The sequence below is a fragment of the Micromonospora sp. NPDC023966 genome, from assembly GCF_040639095.1.
GTDB lineage: Bacteria > Actinomycetota > Actinomycetes > Mycobacteriales > Micromonosporaceae > Micromonospora.
This window is the reverse complement of sequence record NZ_JBEZZJ010000015.1, coordinates 14542-32618: the sequence shown is the minus strand read 5'-3', so window position 1 is coordinate 32618 and position 18077 is coordinate 14542. Positions and strand designations below refer to the sequence as shown.

Here is an 18077-nt window from a genome sequence, read left to right as displayed (position 1 = left end):
CTGCCCGGCGGGTACGACGGACACGGCCGGTTCGCACGGTTCCGGCGGCAGCCGGGGGCTGAGGTCAGGACCCCGGACCGACCAGCAGGGCGGCCACCGTGGCCGTGGTGGCCAGGACGGCGAGAGCGGCGCTGGTGGCCACGAACCGGCCCAGCGGCACGGCCACCCCGGCGGCCCGGCAGCGCTCGTACCAGATCAGCGTCGCCAGCGAGGCCCACGGGGTGGCGAGCGGGCCGACGTTGGTGCCGATCAGCAGGGCCAGCAACTGGGTGTGGTGGTCGGGGGCGATGACCGCCTCGCCGGCCACGTACGCGGGCAGGTTGTTGACCACGTTGGCGAAAAGGGCGCCGACCCCGCCGGCCCGCAGCGCCCCCTCCGCGCCGGGGTCGGCGCCGATCAGGGTGCCCATCACGGTGTCCAGGCCGTGCCGGCCGATGGTTTGCACCACCAGGAACAGCCCGGTCACGAAGACCAGCAGCCGCCACGGGATCAGCGCGAGCCGCAGGCTGCGCCGGGCACGCACGGCGAACCCGGCGACCAGGATCGCGGCGGCCACCCCGGAGGCCAGCCCGATCTCGACCCCGGCCAGGATCCCGGCGACGAAGAGCAGGCAGGCGGCGAGCGCGGTGCGGTAGAGCACCCGGTCGGGCGGCACGTGCGGCGGCGGCGGGACGAACGGGTCGGCGCCGGCGCGGGCCGGCCGCCAGTACCACCACCAGAGCAGCAGCATCGTGATCACGATGGCGACCAGCTGCGGCCACCACATCCGGGCCGCCCAGGGCACCGGCTCCAGGTCGATCCGGTCGCTGGCCAGGATGTTGGTCAGGTTGGACACCGGCAGCAGCAGGCTCGCCGTGTTGGCCAGCCAGACCGTGGTCATCGCCAGCGGGGTCGGCGGCACGCCCAGCTTGCGGGCCAGGGCGATCATCACCGGAGTGAGCAGGACGGCCGTGGTGTCCAGGTTGAGCGCGATGGTGGTCACCGAGGCGAACCCCACACAGAGCCAGAACAGCGCCCGGTAGCTGCCCCGGGCGGTGATCGCCACCCGGGCGGCGAGCGCGTCGAAGACCCCGGCCACCGCGGTCAGCTCGGCCAGCACCACCACCGTGCCGAGGAAGATCAGGATGGGCACGATCCGGCGTACGGTGGCCTCGGCGTCGGCGCGGGGGAGGAGTCCGGTGAGGACACAGACGACGCCCACCGCGGCCAGCCCGAGCGCGATCCAGTCCAGGACGTGCAGCCGCCCCCAGCGGCTCCGGTCCGGTGCGGCGGACGGCGGCTGGCCCACGGTCTCCACGAGGGATGATCCTCGCACACCGTCGCCCGGCCGGACCGGCCCGACGCGGCCGGCGCAGCGGCTGCCGAGGGTGTCCACGAATTGACCGTCGGTGGCCATAATGATCCTGTGTCCGTAGGCGCGCACCCGACCCGGTCCGACCGCCCCATCGACTTCTTCATCAGCTACTCCCCGGCCGACGAGCGCTGGGCGACCTGGCTGGCGTGGGAGTTCGAGGCCGCCGGCTACCGCACGCTGCTGCAGGCGTGGGACTTCGTGGCCGGCACCAACTTCATCGACTTCATGGACCGCGGGGTCCGCGAGGCCGAGGTGGTCGTGGCGGTGCTGTCCGAACGCTACCTGCACTCCACCTACGGCAAGCTGGAGTGGCAGGCCGCGCTGCGCGCCGACCCGGACGGCACCGGCAACAAGCTGGTCACCGTGCGGGTCGAGGACTGTCCCATCGACGGCCTGCTCGCCACCATCACCTACGTCGACCTGGTCGGCGTGGCCGATCCGGCGCAGGCGCGGGCCCGGGTGCTGGACCGGATCCGGCAGGCGCTCGACGGCCGGGCCAAGCCGATGCGGCAGCCGGCCTTCCCGCACCACCCCGCCGACCCGGCCGGGGTGCTCGCCGCGCCCGCCGGTGCGCCCGCACCCCGCCGCGCCCGGCGTACCCCGATCAACCCGCCGCCGTTCCCGCCCGCCGCGGCGGCCGTGCCGGCGGCGCGCGGCACCCTCACCGTGCTCCAGGTGGCCGGGCCGCGCTTCGGCCGCGGGGTGATCGAGCCGGGTGCCCCGGTCACCCCCGGCGAGCTCCAGGAACACCTGATGGGCGACCTCACCCTGCTGATGAACGACGGGGTGCCCCGGCCGGACCTGCTGGTGGTGGCCGGCAACCTGACCGAGTCGGGCAGCCCCCGGGAGTTCTCCGACGCGCTGAGCTTCCTCACCGGGCTGCGGGTGCTGCTCGGCCTGGAGCCGCACCGGCTGGTCGTGGTGCCCGGCCCGCGCGACGTCACCATGGCCGCCAGCCGGGCCTACTTCGCCACCTGCGAGGCCGACGACGTCGACCCGCAGCCGCCGTACTGGCCGAAGTGGCGGCACTACGCGCGCCTCTTCGACGAGCTCTACCAGGGCCTCGAGGACCGGATCTTCGACAGCGAGCAGCCGTGGACCCTCTTCCCGGTGCCGGATCTGCGGGTGGTGGTGGCCGGGCTGAACTCCACGGTCGCGATCACCCACCGCGAGGAGGACCGGTACGGCTTCCTCGGCGAGGCCCAGTCCACCTGGTTCGCCCAGCGACTGCGCCACTACCAGCAGTCCGGCTGGCTGCGGCTCGGCGCGATGGCGCACGCCCCCGGCCCGCGCACCCCGTACGCCGACGAGCTGGCCGTGCCCGACCCGGCGTCGCTGCGCGACCGCGGCTCGTTCAACCGGCTGGTCGGCCCGATGCTCAACCTGCTGCTCGCCGACGCCGCGCCCAGCGCCCGGGTCGACCCGGTGGTGCCGCTGGCCACCGCCTCCCGCGACGGCCGCGCCCAGGTGCTCCGGCTCGGCGCCGACGGGATGACCCGCTGGGTGCTCGGCCGCGACGACCGGCACGACGTGGGCGAGCCGACCAGGCTGAGCTGGCCGCGCGCCGAGGCGACGTTCGGCGCGGCCGGCCCGGCCCAGGTGCCCGACCCCCGGCAGCCCAGCGTGGTCGAGGGGCCGACCCAGGGCGCCGCCGAGGCGTCGGCCGCCGCGCCGGCCGTGGTCGCGCCCGCCCCGCTGGAGCGCCTGCTCGACCGGCTCGCCGAGGTCTGCGAGGCCCGCCACGACCGGGTGGTGGTCCGCCGGGTCGAGGCCGACCCGCCGCACCTCTACATCACCTACCGCGCCGACGGCGTGGTCCGGCAGCAGCGGGTCGGGGCGTACGTGGGCACCCCGACCCCGGCCGACGTCGACCACTTCGCCCGCCGAGTGCACGCCACCGATCCGGACATCCCCTCCGAGCTGGTCTACGACGGCGACCGGGTGCCGCGCGGGCTGGCCGAGGCGGCGCAGCGGCGCGGTGTGCGGGTGCTGCACCTGACCGAGTTCCAGGGCCTGCTCGACCTGCGCGAATACGTCGCCGCGCAGACCGCCCGGCTGCAGGCCGACCGGCTCTACCCGCCCGGCCAGTACGTGCCGCAGCGCTACCGGCACCTGGTCGGCGCCGACCAGCGGGTCCGTGAGGACGTGGTGGACGAGCTGCTGGAGCTGATCTCCGCGCCCGACGGCCGGTTCGTGCTGGTGCTCGGCGACTTCGGCCGGGGCAAGACCTTCGCGCTGCGCGAGGTGGCCCGCCGGCTGCCCACCGCCGCGCCCGACCTGATCCCGATCCTGGTGGAGCTGCGCGCGCTGGACAAGGCGCACTCGGTCGACGGGCTGGTCGCGGCGCACCTGGCCAACCACGGCGAGCAGGTGATCGACCTCAAGGCGTTCCGCTACATGCTCCGCCAGGGCCGGATCGTGCTGCTCTTCGACGGCTTCGACGAGCTGGTCGCCCGGGTCACCTACGACCGGGCCGCCGACCACCTGGAGACGCTGCTCCAGGCGGCCGAGGGCCACGCGAAGATCGTGGTGAGCAGCCGGACCCAGCACTTCAAGACCAACTCGCAGGTGCTGACCGCCCTGGGCGAGCGGGTGGGTCTGCTGCCGCACCGCCGGGTGCTGGCCATCGAGGACTTCACCCCCGGCCAGATCGAGACGTTCCTGCGCAACCGCTACGGCGGCGACGAGCGGGCCGCCCGCGAGCGGCTGGACCTGCTGGCCGGGGTGAAGGACCTGCTCGGCCTCTCCCGCAACCCGCGGATGCTCGGCTTCATCGCCAACCTCGACGAGGGGCGGCTGGCCGCGGTGGCCGGGGCCGGGGGCACGTTCAGCGCGGCGGCGCTCTACCGGGAGATCCTGGAGTCCTGGCTGGACTTCGAGGAGCGGCGCACCCAGGGGATCCCGGGCGCGCCGGTGAGCCTGCGCCGACCCGAGCTGTGGCACGCGGTGAGCCGGCTCGCCTTCCAGCTCTGGGAGAGTGGCGAGTCCCACCTCCGGCTGGCCGAGCTGGCCGAGGCCGCCGGCCAGCTCGCCGGGCTGGCCGACTCCCGGCTGTCCGGGCCGCAGGCGATCCACGCGGTGGGCGCCGGCAGCCTGCTGGTCCGCACCGACGACGGGCTGTTCGGGTTCATCCACACCTCGGTGATGGAGTGGCTGGTCGCCGAGGGGATCGCCGAGCAGCTCAACCGGGGCGAGGAGCCGCTCGCGCTGGCGGTGCGCCCGCTGTCGGCGCTGACCGTGGAGTTCCTCGGCGACCTGGCCGACCCCGCCCGCTGCACCGCCTGGACCGCCCGGGTGCTGGGTGACGAGGCGGCCGGGGAGACGGTCCGGGCCAACGCGCTGCGGCTCAGCGCGCGGCTGCGGCTGCCCGACCGGGCCGACCTGCGCGGCGCGGTGCTGCGCGGCGAGGACCTCTCCCACCGGGAACTCGCCGGGGCGGACCTGACCGGCGCCGACCTGACCGACACCCGCCTGGTCGCCACCAACCTCACCGAGGCGCGGCTGGAGCACGCCCGGCTGCGCGGCGCCCGCCTGGACCAGGCCCGCCTCGCCGGGGCGGACCTGCGCGACGCGGAGCTGGCCGGCGCCCGGTTGTTCCGCGCCGACCTACGCGGCGCCCGGATCACCGGCAGCAGGTGGCACCGCACCGCCCTGATCGACGTGAGCGCCGACGCGGCGCTGCTGCGCGCGCCGGAGCTCCGCGGAGCCGTGGTCGCCCCGGGCCGTCCCGTCGCGCCGGGCCTGGCCCCGCCCGCGGTGGGGGTGGCGTACGGCTTCGAGGTGGGCCGGCTGCCGGTGCCGGTGGCGTACAGCCCGGACGGCGCGGTGCTCGCGGTGGGCAGCGACGACGGTGGTGTGCTCATCTGTGACACCGCCGCCGGGCTGCCGGTGCGGACCCTGCAGGGCCACCGGGGCCGGGTCTACGCGGTCCGTTTCGACGCCGCCTCGCACCAGCTGGTGACCGGGGCGGCCGACCTCACCGTACGGCTCTGGGACGCCGACCACGGCGACGTGCGGCACGTCATCGAGGACGTCTTCGCCGGCTGGGTGTGGCCGCTGCTCACCGACGGCGAGCGGGGCCGGCTGGTGGTGGGCGACGCGGCCGGCGTGGTCCGGCTCTACGACACCCGGACCGCCCGGCTGCGCCACGAGTGGCCCGGCCACGCGGCGCCGATCTGGGGCACCTCGTTCAGCCCGGACGGCCGGCGGGTCGTGGTGGTGGACAGCGCCGGCGTGCTCCGGGGCTGGGACATCCCCTCCGGCCGGCTCGCCTTCGAGGTGCGCGAGCCGGAGGTGGTCTACCGGGTGGTGCACAGCCCGGACGGCCGGCTGCTGGCCGCGGTCGGCCAGCACGGCCGGGTCTGGATCCGCCGGGCCGTTGACGGCGAGCTGCTGCGCCAGCCGCGCGGCCACGAGGCCGACGTGTACGCCCTCGACATCCACCCCGACGGCACGCTGATGGCGACCGGCGACACCCATGGCGTGTTGCGGCTCTGGGAGGTGGAGACCGGCCGTCCGGTCCGGGTGCTCGGCCGCCAGCGCGGCGCCATCTACAGCGTCCGGTTCAACCGCGACGGTAGCCTGCTCGCCACGGCCGCCAGCGACGGCGCGATCCAGCTCTGGGACAGCGCCGACGGTCAACTGCGGCACGAGCTGACCCGGCACCGCGGATCGGTCTGGCCGGTGGTCTGGCGGCCCGACCAGGCGCAGGTGGCGACCAGTAGCAACGACGGCACCACCCGGCTGTGGGACGTGCGCACCGGGCAGCTCCAGCACACCCTGCGCGGGCACGGCCGGCGGGTCACCGCGCTGTCCTTCCGGGACGACGGTGAGGTCCTCGCCGCCTGCGGCAACGACGGTGTGGTCCGGCTCTGGGAGCCGCGCACCGGCCGGCTGGTCCGGCAGCTCGCCAGCCCCGCCGACCGGCTGCTGTCGGCGGTCTTCTGCCCGGGTGAGTCGCTGGTCGCCGCGCCGAGCGGCGACGGCGGCGTGCACCTGTGGAACACCGACACCGGCGTCGACGAGCGGGAGCTCAACGTGGACACCGACCACGTCTGGGCGGCCGCGTTCAGCCCCGACGGCGACGCCCTCGCCACCGCCAACGACGACGACACGGTGCGGCTGTGGTACAGGCGTACCGGCCGGCACTTCGCCACCCTCACCCCGCACCGGGGCCGGGTGCGCGCGATGGCGTTCAGCCCGGACGGCGAGACCATCGCCACCGGCTGCGACGACCAGCTCGTCCGGCTCTGGGACGCGGCCACCGCGACCTGCCGGCTCACCCTCGAACACCACACCGACCGGGTTTACGCGGTGTCCTTCAGCACCGACGGGACGCTGCTCGCCAGCGCCAGCAACGACGGCGTCGCCGTGGTCTGGGACGCGCTCACCGGCGAGCGGCGCACGGTGCTCACCGAGCACACCGGCCGGCTCTGGTCGTGCGCGTTCAGCCCCAACGGCAACCTGCTCGCCACCGCCGGCGACGACCTCGTCATCCGGCTCTGGGACCCGGGCACCGGTCGGCTGCACGGCACGCTGGCGGCACACACCCGGCGGGTCTGGTCGGTGGCGTTCAGCCCCGACAGCAGCCTGCTGGCCAGCGCCGGCGACGACGGCACCGTGCGGCTGTGGGACGTCGCGGACCCGGAGCACGCCCAGCTGCGGATCACCCTGATCGGCCTGCCGGACGGCTGGGCGGCGGTGAGCCCGGACGGCCGGTACAAGTTGGACGGTGATCCGGGCGGCCAGTTCTGGCACGTCATCGGCACCTGCCGGTTCGAGGTGGGCGAGCTGGACCCGTACCTGACCCAGGTGCGGCGGCTGGCCGTCGACGCCCCGTTCTGACCCGGGCGAACCACCGGCCGCGCGCCGGCGCCCCGCGCGGAGCGCTTTTCACCAGCGTCGGCACCGGCCGTTTCGTTACACGCCTCGCCGGGTTGCGTCCGTGCCGGTGTGTGGATCTGGCTGACCGCTCAGTCCGGTCAGGACGCCCGGCGTAGTGACGTCGACCGATCAGCTTAACGCTGTGTCACGATCTCGACACAGAAGTTGTAAGTCTCCTCCGCGATCGATGTGCTGGCGCGGGACCAGCGCCGTCGGTGACGGGCGTCGAGGAAGAGGTGGCTCATGGTGGCTCTACGGCGGCTGCTCGCCGGACTGACCGCGGCGGTGGTGACCGCCGCGCTCGCCCTCGTGTGGACGGCGGCGCCGGCCCACGCGGACGAGGCGTGGGAAAGCGCGCTCAAGACCCTGATGTCCAAGACCGCCACCTGGACCGAGGGCGGCCTGTCCCGGGTCGGCCGGCTCGGCCAGCCGCTGCCGCTGCTCGGCGTCAGTCCGGGCGCCCTGGTGGACACCGACAAGCTGGCCCGGAAGGCGTCCGACGCCCTGGCCGGCGCCCTGACCAGGGACGACGTGGACCTCGGCGGCGGCACCCGGTTGACCAGCACGGTCACCACCACGGGCGGCGACCACCTGCTCGACGTGGTGATCACCACCAAGCGGCAGGTCACCGCGAAGGACCTGGCGGTCGGCGGGGTGACCGTCGCCAAGGCGGTCGACGTCACCGGCTGGGCGACCCTGCACCTGCGGGCCCGGCACACCGCCGCGGGGGAGACCTACCTGGTCCGCGACGGGGACACCCCGCGCCTCGACATCGACGCGGCGGCGACGCTCCGCGCCGACCTGGACCAGGCCACCGCCTCGGTCGGCATCCTCGGCGTCACGCTCACCGCCGGCAGCACCCTCACCGCCCGGACCCACGTCAAGGCCACCGTCACCGACCCCAACGGCGACGGGCGGCTCGCCTTCGACACCGGCGCCGGCGCCGGGACCGGTGAGCTGGGCGCGGCCGGTTCCCTCGCCGGTCTGGTCCAGGTGGCGCTGGACAACTCCGGCGGCGGCCGGATCTCCGACACCGAGACCGAGCCCGGCCCCGGCTCAGTGCACGGTCAGGTCAACCTCGGCGCGGCCACCGCCGGCGCCCCCTTCGACCTGCCCGCCGTCGCCGCCACCGTCAAGGTCGACTGGAACGACATCAGCGTGGGCAGCCCGACCGTCACGACCACCGGGCTCGACGAGACCATCGCGAAGTTCCGCAACATGAGCCCGCTGGACCTGGCCTCCGGGCTGGCCCAGCTCGCCACCCTGCTCAGCGGGGTGCAGCAGAGCGGGCCGGCCGGCAACCTGAGCCTGCCCTTCCTGCGCGGCACCTTCGCCGACGCCGTGAAGGTCAACGAGAAGCTCACCGGTTTCCTCAAGAAGTACGTGCACCCCAAGCCGGACGACCCGGAGTTCGACCCCGCCACCGACGACCCGGCCAAGGCCGGCCAGCCGAAGTTCAGCTCGATCCAGCAGCTCGTGGCGTTGCTCGCCGCCGAAGGGCTGCCGGTCGACAACCTTTCCTTCGCCGGCGAGAAGCTGGTCTTCCGGCTGAAGCTGGAGCGGGAGTCCACCGTGGCGGTGCCGCTGGACCCGGGCGCCGCCTCGGTCTCCGGCCGCGGCGCCACCTTCACGGCCAAGGGCTTCAGCGTCGCCGAGAACCGGTTCACCCCCGGTGAGCTGGTCGGTCAGCGGGTGGTCGCGGGCACTTCGGCCGGCACCATCGCCGCGAACACCGCCACCACGGTCACCCTGGCGGAGAACTGGATCGGCGGCCAGCCGGGCCCCGAGAGCGTGTGGGTGATCAGCGGCTCCAGCCCCAACATCGGCGCGGTCGAACTGGCCGGCGCCCTCACCAAGCCGGCCGGCGGGGACAAGAAGGTCGGCCTCCGGACGGCCAACGCCCAGGCCAGCTTCGCCACCGTGAAACCGCGCTACAGCGCGGCGGTCACCCTCGTGCTCGACCTGCGCGACGACCTCGGCAGCCCGGCCGCCAACGCGGACCGGGTACTGCTGCGCACCGACCCGGCCACGCCGCTGTTCGCGGCCGACTTCCCGGTGACCACCGCGGTCGACTTCTTCGCCACCGCTGGCTTCCTCAAGGTCAAGCTCGGTGGCGACCTCTCCGTCGGCCCGGCCGCCGCCGGGCAGCGGATGCTCCAGGTCAGCTTCAAGCAGGCCCAGGACCTCAGCCTCGGCGAGCTGTTCCGCCGGTTGCAGTCCGAGCCGGGCGACCTGCTCGCCGTCTCCTCCTCGGTGAAGACCACCGGCCGGGTCACGGTCAGCGTCCCGGGCGCCACCGGCGCCCTCGGCCAGGGCGTCGGCGTGGACGTCAGCTGGAAGGCCGGCGAGCAGCCGGTGGTGGACACCAGCAGCCTCGACGGCATCTTCGCCGTCGACTTCAACCCGGACGACCCGAAGGCCCTCTTCGCGGTCGTGGTCGAGGCGCTGCGGCTGGTCAACGCCGCGCTCACCCAGCCCGGCGGCGGCAGCGGGCCGGTGAACACCGAGATCCCGCTGCTCGGCCGCTCGGCCCGGGAGCTGCTCGGCGCCGACGAGAGCGGCGTCGGCAAGGGCGTCACCTTCACCGCCGACGGGGCGAACTTCCTGCTCAAGGACGGCAACCGCAGCGGTGACGCGGCCTTCGACCCCCGCCTGGCCAAGCGGACCGTGGTCATCGGCAGCAAGGCGTACCGGGTGCTGGACCGCGTGGACGACCAGACCCTGCGGATCGACGCGGCCGGCACGCCGAAGCCCGCCGACGGCACCGCGTACGCGCTGCGCCCCGAGCTGGCCGACGCGCTGGACAAGCTGCTGGCCGCACCCCCGGACACCCTCCAGGACGCCCTCGACCAGCTCAACAACGCGATCGGCGCGGACAGCGGCATCCAGTTCACCCTGGACGAGCGGGCCGGCGGCCCGTACCTGCGGGTCGGGCTGGACTGGAAGCGCAACGTCCGCACCGCCGGGCCGCTCGCCTTCGCCTGGGACGGCGCCCGCGAGCTGGTCAGCCTCGACAGCTCCGGCACCTTCGCCCTCGACGTGGACGCCCAGGCCAAGTTGGGCCTGCTGCTGCCGCTGAAGCTCAACGCGGCGCCGCTGCTGGACAAGACCTCCTCGGCCAAGGTCACCGTCAAGGGTGGAGTGGACGACGCGGCGCTGGCCGCCCGGGTCGGCCCGCTCGCCCTCGACCTCGGCAAGGACCCCGACTTCGCCACCGTCAAGGCGAACCTCAGCGTGGGCCTCGGCGGGCTCGCCGCCGACGGGCCGGTCACCGACCTGCTCGGCCTGACGCCGACGTTCACCACCGCCGGCGTGGACTGCGGCGGCGGGGTCGGCGGCACGACCACCCCGGTCTGCGCCCGCGCACCGCTGTTCGTCAACAACTGCGAACCCGCCGACGACACCAATCTGCTCACCTTCGCCATGGGGCTGGACCTGCTGCCGCATGCGCAGACCCCGGACCTCACCTCCTGCTTCGCCAACCTGTCGCTGAAGCTGACCGACTTCAACGTCGGCATCGACGGCTACCTCGCCAAGGTGGAGGAGGCGCTCCGGCTGGCCAGCTTCGACGGCAAGCTCCCCCTGGTCGGCGACGACCTGCAGCAGGGCCAGAAGTTCGTCGCCCAACTGCGCGCGGACGTCAAGGCGGCGATCGGCCCGGTGCTGGCCAACGCCACGCTGGACAGCGCCGGCATGCAGACGGCGCTCAACGACGTGCTCAAGGATCTGGACCCCGGCGTGAGCGCGGTGGTCGGCTGTCGCAGCGGGGTGGCCACCCCCTGCCAGCCGGAGGACTTCCAGTCCATCCGGATCAAGCTGACCGCCTCGCGCGGCGCGCCCTCGGCCGCGGACGGCTGCAAGGACGCCGGCGACAGCGACAAGTGCCTCGGCGTCAACGTCCCGCTCGACCTGGGCATCCCCGGCCTGTCGCTGAAGGCGAAGAAGGGCGCCCCCGACGGCATCCAGGCCAAGCTCGGCTGGAAGCTGCACCTGGACCTGGTCCTCGACCGGGACGAGGGCTTCTACGTCCCCACCCACGACGGGGACACCGCGCCCGAGGTGCAGATCGGCGCCAACTTCGACATGACCGGCGACCTGGCCGCCCAGCTCGCCTTCATCCAGGTAAACGCCACCAAGCAGGGCACCGCGCCGCTGGTGCGGGCGTACTTCGGGGTCGACCTGAAGGGCTCCGCCGGGGAGAAGAGCTGCTTCGACCCGGCGGTGGCCGCGGACTGCGCCGCCGACGCGGACGCCAAGCTCACCCTCGCCGAGTTCGCCGACCTCGGCTCGCTGCTCGCCACCGACCTCACCGCCCAGGTGAACATCGACTGGAAGCTGGCGGCGGCGGTGAACACCGGCGACGAGGTGGGCTCCGCGCTGCCCGGCATCAGCGCCCGCTTCGGCCTCAAGTGGGGCCTGGAGCACAAGCAGGGCGGGCTGAGCGCCACCGGCGGCGGGGTCACGACCCCGCTCCAGGTGACCTTCACCGACGTCGCGCTGGACGCCGGCGCCTTCTTCAGCAAGATCCTCAAGCCGGTGGTGGAGAAGCTCAAGGCGGTCACCGGCCCGCTCCAGCCGGTCATCGACACCCTGTACGCGCCCATCCCGGTGCTGTCGGACCTGTCGAAGGCCACCGGCGGACCGGACATCACCCTGGTGTGGCTGGCCAAGACGTTCAGCACCCTGACCGGCGGGCCGAAGCTCGACTTCGTCGACACCGTGCGCGCGGTGATCACCTTCGTGAACCGGATACCGGACTGCGACGCCGGCTGCTCGATCCCGCTCGGCCAGTTCCTGGTCGACCCGGCGAAGGCGCTCACCACCGAGGCCTCCCCGGCGTCGGCGGAGAGCCTGATCAAGCGGGACGACCCGTTCACCAAGGCGAAGACCGCTGACGAGGTGAAGTCCGCGGTGGACACCGCCGCCGGCAACGACGGGGAGAAGCTGTTCGCGCCGGGCTCCGATGGGAAGTCCAATGCCCAGAAGACCGGCTTCAGCTTCCCGATCTTCGACAACCCGGGCTCGCTGTTCGGGCTGCTCATGGGGCAGGACGTCGAGCTGGTCAGCTTCGACTCCGGGCCGCTGTCGCTCGGGTTCAGCTGGCGGCAGTCCTTCGGCCCCGTGTACGCCCCGCCGCCGGTGCTGATCACCCTCTCCGGCAGCGCCTCGGTGACCGCCCGGTTCATCGCCGGCCTGGACACCGCCGGCATCCGGCACGCCGTGGAGGCCGCCACCGACGGCACCGCCCTCGACGCGGTCAGCCTGCTCGACGGCCTCTACTTCAAGACCAGCGACAGCAGCGGCAAGCCCGTCCCGGTGGTCACCCTGCGCGGCGAGATCGCCGCGGGGGCCGAGGTCAGCGTGCTCATCGTCAAGGCGGGCATCCAGGGTGGCATCCGGCTCACCGTCGGATTCAGCTGGAACGATCCGAACAACGACGGAAAGTTCCGCACCAGCGAGTTCCTCCAGGCGCTGCTGGTGAACCCGGTCTGCCTCTTCACCACCAGCGGCCAGCTCTCGGTCTTCCTCAAGGTCTACATCACCATCGACCTGTTCCTGTTCTCCAAGACCTTCGACTTCACCCTGGTCGACGCCACCCTGCTGGACTTCCGGGCCCAACCCGACTGCAAACCGAAGCCACCCGAGCTGGGCGGCACGGTCGGCGACACCCTGGTCGTCTTCGCCGGCAAGTTCGGCAAGAAGGAGCAGCGCGGAGACAAGGCGTGGGACAACGGCGCCGGCACCTACGCCGGTGACGTGGTGAAGGTGTACGCGCTGCACTACGCCGACGCGGGCACCGAGGGCGCCACCGACGACTTCGACGGCTTCGCGGTCGAGGCGCTCGGACGCAAGCAGGAGTTCCTCGACCCGAACCTGGCCCGGGTGGTCGTCGACGGGCGCGACTACCAGGTCGCCGACGCGGACAAGGTCTCCCTGTCGGTGCTGCTGCTCGGCGACGGTGACACCAGCGGTGACGGCACGAAGACCTCCGCGTTCGACAAGGCGGCCGTGGTCCTCGGCTCCGATGGCAGGGACCAGATCCGCACCGGCACCGGTCCGGCGTACGTGGACGGGCGCGACGGGGACGACGTGATCGTCACCGCCGAGGCGGCCGGCCAGGTGAGCCGGGTGGCCGGCGGCGGCGGGCAGGACAGCATCACCACCGGCGACGGCAACGACGTGGTGGCCGGCGACAGCGGCCTCGGCGCGGTGGACCGGGCCGGCGCCACCACCGTGCACACCTCGGTCGGGGACAAGAGCCTCGACGGCCTGGTCGACTGGACCAGGCTGGCGGACCCGGCCGAGGCGACCTCGGGCGTGGCCGACCACGTCACCGTCGGCCACGGCGCCAGCACCGTCTACGGCAACGGCGGCGACGACGTGCTCGGCGTGGTCCTCGACGACCGGCCGAACGGGAAGAACCGCCTGGTCGGCGGCCCCGGCGGGGACATCGTCAACGGCGGCAAGGGCGACGACACCATCCACACCGCCGGCAGCGCCCTCCCGGCCGACCAGGACGCGGACGGAAGCGGCGACGCCGGGCTGACCAACAAGGTCGACACCGGCTCCGGCGAGGACACCGTGCACGGCAGCGCCGGCACCGACCTGGTCGTGTCCCACTCGGCCAACGGGCAGACCGGCCACCTGTACGGCTACGGCGGCGACGACGTGCTGGTCGGCGGGTACGGCACCGACGAGCTGTTCGGCGGCCCGGACGAGGACTACGTGATCGCCGAGCCGTCCAGCGTCGGCGACCCGGACGGCACCGACGGTTACGGCCCGGCCCGCCAGGTCGTCCACCAGCCGTTGCCGGCCGACACCCGGTCGCAGACCAAGCTGCTCGTCGGCGGCCTGGGCAGCGACCACGTGATCGGTGGCGACGGCGGGGCGATCGTCTTCGGCGACAAGCGGCTGACCGCCGAGACCTGCGCCGACGTCACCCTCGCCGGCGACCAGCCACCCGCCACCGACCAGGGCGCGGCCGACCTGATCCTCGGCGGCGCCGGGGTCGAGGTGGTCACCGCCGGCAGCGGGAACGACCGTGCCGACCTCGGCGGCGGCGACGACCGGGCCTGCGGCCAGCTCGGCGACGACACCCTGCACCTGGGCGGCGGCGCCGACCGGGCCTGGGGCGGTCCGGGCGTCGACCAGCTGCACGGCGACGACGGGATCGATCTGCTCTTCGGCAACACCGGCGACGACGGCCTGTACGGCGGCACCGGCGTGGACACCGCCGAGGGCAACGAGGGCGGCGACCAGGTCCTTGGCGGCCCGGACGACGACGTGCTCTACGGCGGCGGCCGGGTGGCCGGCGTGGCCGACGGCCGGGACTTCGTCTACGGCGAGGAGGGCGTCGACCGGATCGTCGGGGACAACGGCACCCCGCGGATCGGCGACGTCGGGCCGTACCCGCTGGACCTGGCCGGGGACGTGCCGGCCGCCGGCGCCGGGGACGTGCTCTCCGGCGGGCCCGACGGCGACATCGCGTACGGCGGGCTCGGCGACGACCGGGTCGACGGCGACGGTGGGGACGACCAGTTGGAGGGCAACAACGGCGCCGACCTGGTCCACGGTGGCCTCGGCAGGGACGAGATCGTCGGCGGCTCCGCCCAGGAGCCCCTCGCCGGCAACGGTCGCCCCGACACCGGCGACCAGCTCTACGGCGACGGCGACCCCGACCTGATCGCCGGGGACAACGCTCGGTTCACGCCGGCCACCGCCGACGCGACCCGGGTCACCCAGGGCCGGACCGGCCCGGCGCGCAAGGTCACGCTGCTCGACCTCGGGTTCGCCCCGCTGGCCGGCACCAGCGGCGGTGACCTGATCTCGGGCGGCGACGCCGACGACGTCATCCTCGGGCAGGGCGGCCCGGACCGGGTGCACGCCGACGCGGGCGCCGACTTCGCCGAGGGTGGTCCCGGCTCCGACTGGGTCGAGGGCGACACCGGCGACGACGACCTAGTGGGCGGCTCCAGCACCGCGTACGACGGGACCGGGGCGGCCACGACGGGCCAGCCGGACACCGCGGACGCCGTGTTCGGCGGACCCGGGTCCGACGCGGTCATCGGGGACAACGGCGCGGTGCTCCGCCCGCTCTCCGGTGAGCAGCCCACGGCGGTGACGGTCCGGCTCGGGGCGGACGGCAACCCGTTCGGCCCGCGGATCGTGGTGCTGCTGGACCGGGCGGCGGCCACCGCCAACCGGTTCGGCGCGGACCGGATCAGCGGCGGCGACGGCGTCGACACCCTCTGGGGTCAGGACGGCGACGACGCGCTGACCGGCGACGGCGACGGCGATTACCTGGAGGGCAACGGCGGCGCGGACGCGCTGCGCGGCGACACCGCCCTCGGCGCGGCGGGCCGGACCACGGTCTCGCCGCTGCCGGACCCGGGCTGGCCGGGTGACCCGGCGGCCCCGGCCGACCTGGTCGGCGCCGGCGCGCCGGCCGGGCAGGACGACCTGATCGGCGGCAGCGCGGCCGCCGGGTTCCGGGACACCGGGGACGTCGTCGAGGGCAACGGCGCCGACGACGTGCTCCTCGCCGACAACGGCTCGCTGCTGCGCACGGTGACCACGGCCGGCGGCAAGGCGGCCGAGCGGGTCTACACCGAGCGGTACCCGACCGGCGCGGTGCCGGCCGACGCCACGGTGGCCCGGACCCACGACCCGGCGCTGCCCGGCCCGTCCACCCGGTTCTGCACCACCGCCCAGGCCACCTGTGAGCCGGCCGGCGCCTACGGCAACGACCAGCTCTACGGTGACGCCGGCAACGACGGGGCCTGGGGCCAGGACGGCGACGACCTGATCCGGGGCGGCGCCGGCGATGACGACCTCTTCGGTGAGCTGGGCGCGGACACCCTCTACGGCGAGGACGGCCGGGACGCCATCCTCGGCGACCGGGGCGGCGTGGTGAACCAGTTCCTCAACGCCGACGACGTCGCGGCGCTGGGCTTCAGCCTGACGCTCTCCTCGGTTCCGCAGGAGTCGTTCACCGGGTTCCGGGCCGGCGGGTACGACCGCCGGGTGGACCTGCTGCACGACACCGACGGGGATGCCTGGATCGGCAGCGCCACCTCGGCGCCCATGCCGTACGCCGGGCTGACCGCCGGGGCGGCCGACCTCATCCGGGGCGGCGCCGGCGCGGACAACATCCACGGCGGCTTCGGCGACGACGTGGCCAACGGCGACAGCGGCGGCGACGAGGTGTTCGGCGGCGAGGGCTCGGACGTGCTCTGGGGCGGCAAGGGCTGCGACCCGGTGCTCGACGCGGCCAACCCGCAGTGCCGGGTGGACGGCGTGTTCAGCGCCGCCGCCCGGGGCGACCAGGACCAGTACGTCGACCACCTGTTCGGCGGGGCCGGGGCGACCAGCGGCCCGGCGGTCACCGCGGTGCTCGGCTCCGACCTGCTGGACTTCCGGCCGCGCGGCTCCTACCCGGACAACTGTGCGGCGGGGGCCTGGCCGGTGGACCTGGCGGCCGGCACGGTCGACCCGTGCCGCTGGTTCGAGGCGACCAACCTGGACAACGACGTCCTGGCCGACAACCAGCACCACCACGGCACCGACTGGATCTACGGGGGTTGGGACCGGGACGTGCTCCAGGGCGACGTGACGCAGAACGGGCCGAACAACGGTGACCGGCTGTTCGACTGGAACGGCGCGTACAACCTGTTCACCCACTGCAACGCCGCCTACGGCGGGTTCAACGACGTCCGCCAGCACAGCCCGGCCATGCAGGACTTCCTGACCGGGCTGGCCTGGGCCGACGGCGCCGGTCGCAGCGCGGGAGACGTGACCACGGCGGGCACCTCGGCCTTCCTGGAACTGTCCTACGTGTACCCGCGGGACAACCCGGACCAGGGGGCCGGGGCCGCGTTCCCGAGCACACCGGGGCACTTCGACACACCGTCCTGCACCGACTGAGGGACGCGTCCGGGGCCCGGCTCTCCTGGGGGGAGCCGGGCTCCGGCGCGTTCATCGTCGAGCTTCGGGCATGACCACGGCGTTGCCGGTCACCCGGACGCCGCCGGTGACCGGCACGTCCACCACCAGCAGGCCCGGCCGGCCCAGATCCGCCCCCTGATGCAGGTGCAGCGTGGCCGGCGTCTCGACCAGGCCATGGGTACGCAGGTAGCCGCCGAGCGCGGCGGCCGCCGCCCCGGTCGCCGGATCCTCGACGACCCCGCCGACCGGGAAGGGGTTGCGGACGTGGAACTCGGTGCCGGAGGCGCGCCACACCAGCGCCACGGTGGTCCAGTCCTGCCGCAGCATCAGGTCGCGCAGCCGGTCGAAGTCGTAGTCGAGCGCGGCCAGCCGCTCCCGGGTCGCCGCGGCCAGGACCAGGTGGTGCGCGCCGGCGTACGCGACGCGGGGCGGCAACGCCGGATCGAGGTCCGCCGTGGCCCAGCCCAGGGCGGCGAGCGCCTCGGCGAGGTCCTCCGGCGCCACCGGCGCGTCGGAGGGCGCCACGCTGGTCAGGGTCGCGGTGGGCCGTCCGTCGGCGTCCCGGGCGGTCGCCACCGGAACCGTTCCGGCCGGGGTACGGAAGATCAGCTCGCCGGTGCCGCCGCGCTCGGCGACGGCCACGGCGGAGGCGATGGTGGCGTGGCCGCAGAAGGGCACCTCGGCCTGAGGGCTGAAGTAGCGGACGTCGTACTCGCCGGGCCCGGTGGCGGTGAGGAACGCCGTCTCGGAGTATCCGACGTCGGCGGCGATGGCCTGCATCTGCGGGTCGGTGAGGTCAGCGGCGTCGAGGACCACGCCGGCGGGGTTGCCCGCCGTCGGGTCGGTGGTGAAGGCGGCGTACCGCAGGACTTCCGTCATGGCGCCAGGCTACGGG

The 18077-nt window shown here is 74.2% G+C and carries 4 protein-coding genes; 2 read left to right on the top strand and 2 right to left on the bottom strand.

From position 1 onward, the window contains the following. Window positions 1-64: 64 nt before the first annotated feature. A complete protein-coding gene (locus AB0F68_RS20005; RefSeq protein ID WP_357340348.1) occupies window positions 65-1396 on the bottom strand; it encodes an SLC13 family permease in 1332 nt (443 codons plus the stop codon). Between the two features lie 9 nt (window positions 1397-1405). On the opposite strand from AB0F68_RS20005, the gene AB0F68_RS20000 reads away from it, so the two are divergent. Further along, complete coding sequence (locus tag AB0F68_RS20000) at window positions 1406-7198, top strand: TIR domain-containing protein (RefSeq protein WP_357340346.1); 5793 nt, start codon at window positions 1406-1408, stop codon at window positions 7196-7198. A gap of 282 nt (window positions 7199-7480) precedes the next feature. Next, the gene (locus tag AB0F68_RS19995) at window positions 7481-17161 is read left to right on the top strand and encodes a calcium-binding protein (protein WP_357340344.1); all 9681 of its coding nucleotides are present in this window, start codon (window positions 7481-7483) and stop codon (window positions 17159-17161) included. A 51-nt stretch (window positions 17162-17212) separates the two neighbouring features. Here the strand turns inward: AB0F68_RS19995 and AB0F68_RS19990 are convergent, their stop codons facing one another. Further along, complete coding sequence (locus tag AB0F68_RS19990) at window positions 17213-18061, bottom strand: PhzF family phenazine biosynthesis isomerase (protein WP_357340340.1); 849 nt, start codon at window positions 18059-18061, stop codon at window positions 17213-17215. Window positions 18062-18077 lie beyond the last annotated feature (16 nt).